Consider the following 1,766-nt stretch of genomic DNA (forward strand, 5'->3'; position numbering starts at 1 on the left):
CTCACCTACCGTTTTCGTCTATCAGTATAAACCTTTAAAATATAAAAGTCAATGATTTATCTTAATTTTCTTAAATAACAATTAATTCCTTCGGCGCTAGAGTCAACAATTCGCAACCGTTATCTGTAATTAAGATATCATCTTCAATACGAACGCCATATTTACCTTCAATATAAATACCCGGTTCATCAGTCAAGACCATACCAGATTTAATGACTTCTTTGGAAGTTTGGCTAAAGTAGGGTTCTTCGTGGATATCCAGTCCGATACCGTGTCCAATACCGTGGGTAAAGTAGTCGCCATAGCCTGCCTCGATGATAATATCACGAGGGATTTTGTCAAAGTCACGGAAACCTAAGCCAGCCTTAGCTTGGTCAATCAGAGCTTGGTTGGCTTTCAGAACCGTATTGTAAATCTCTGCTTGCTCGTCGCTGACATGTCCTAGATAGATGGTCCGTGTCATATCACTGACGTAGTGGTCGTAGAGACAGCCGAAGTCCATGGTGATTGCTTCGCCTAGTTCTACTGGCTTGTGCATTGGGTGGGCGTGAGGTTTAGAAGAGTTGATTCCACTTGCTAGAATGGTATCAAAAGACAAGCCAGATGCTCCCAACTCACGCATACGGAAGTCAAGGAAGTTGGCAATTTCGATCTCAGTTTTTCCTGGTTTGATAAAGTCAAGCGCATCACGAAAAGCTTGGTCTGAGATAGAACATGCCTTGCGAATAGTCGCAATCTCTTTCTCATCTTTAATCATACGAAGTGCTTCAACAAACTGAGTCTGTGGAAGCAAGTCCAAACCTGCAAAAGCTGCCTGCATACGGTGGTAATAAGAAACCGAAATCTCGTCCTCAAAACCAACGCGAGACAAGCCCATATCCTTAACAATGCCTGCAATAACAGCCAATTCATCGCGGTCAGCCACAATCTCAAAACCTGTCACTTCTTGCTTAGCAGCAATGATATAGCGAGAGTCTGTCACCAAAACCTGACGGTCACGGCTGATAAAGACTGTTCCATTTGAGCCCCAAAAGCCGGTCAGGTAATAGACGTTTTTAAGGTTGTTGATGATGATACCATCTAGTTCTTTTTCTTGCATTTTAGCTAGAAATGCTTGCACACGTTTATTCATGATGTAACTTTCCTTTCAAATAGTGTCCTGTGTAGCTGGCTTCATTGGCTGCTACTTCTTCTGGAGTTCCTGTTGCGATGATGGTTCCGCCACCGACACCGCCCTCAGGTCCCAAATCGATGATATGGTCTGCCGTCTTGATGACATCCAGATTGTGCTCAATGACGAGAACAGTATTGCCATCGTCGACAAAGCGAGCTAAAACCTTGAGCAAGCGAGCGATATCCTCGGTATGAAGCCCTGTCGTCGGCTCATCCAGAATGTAGAAGGATTTTCCTGTCGAGCGTTTGTGGAGCTCACTAGCTAACTTCATACGCTGGGCTTCTCCACCTGAAAGGGTGGTAGCTGGTTGTCCTAACGTTACATAGCCCAGCCCCACATCCTTGATGGTCTGAAGTTTGCGTTGAATCTTGGGAATGTGTTGGAAAAATTCCACCGCATCGTTGACGGTCATGTCCAAAACCTGCGAGATATTTTTTTCCTTGTAGTGAACTTCGAGGGTTTCACTGTTGTAGCGAGTCCCATGGCAAACTTCACAAGCAACATAAACATCTGGCAAGAAGTGCATCTCAATCTTGATAATCCCGTCACCTGAGCAGGCTTCGCAACGACCGCCCTTGATGTTGAAACTGAA

Annotated in this window: 1 protein-coding gene and 1 pseudogene; both read right to left on the minus strand. The window is 44.7% G+C overall.

Annotation, left to right across the window (positions count from 1 at the left end; translation table 11 throughout):
• Positions 1-70 precede the first annotated feature (70 nt).
• Positions 71-1,132 (minus strand): M24 family metallopeptidase, encoded by a 1,062-nt coding sequence (locus GMD6S_RS08945; protein ID WP_001042876.1) that lies wholly within the window; start codon positions 1,130-1,132, stop codon positions 71-73.
• Positions 1,125-1,766, minus strand: a pseudogene (locus GMD6S_RS08950) (ATP-binding cassette domain-containing protein); the annotation flags it as partial. The pseudogene GMD6S_RS08950 and the gene GMD6S_RS08945, both read right to left, overlap by 8 nt.

It is taken from the genome of Streptococcus sp. GMD6S, assembly GCF_000297015.1.

Bases quoted from the DNA above. Each gene is read 5' to 3' on its own strand.
- GMD6S_RS08945 (WP_001042876.1), bottom strand. From the start codon at position 1,132: ATGAATAAACGTGTGCAAGCATTTCTAGCTAAAATGCAAGAAAAAGAA.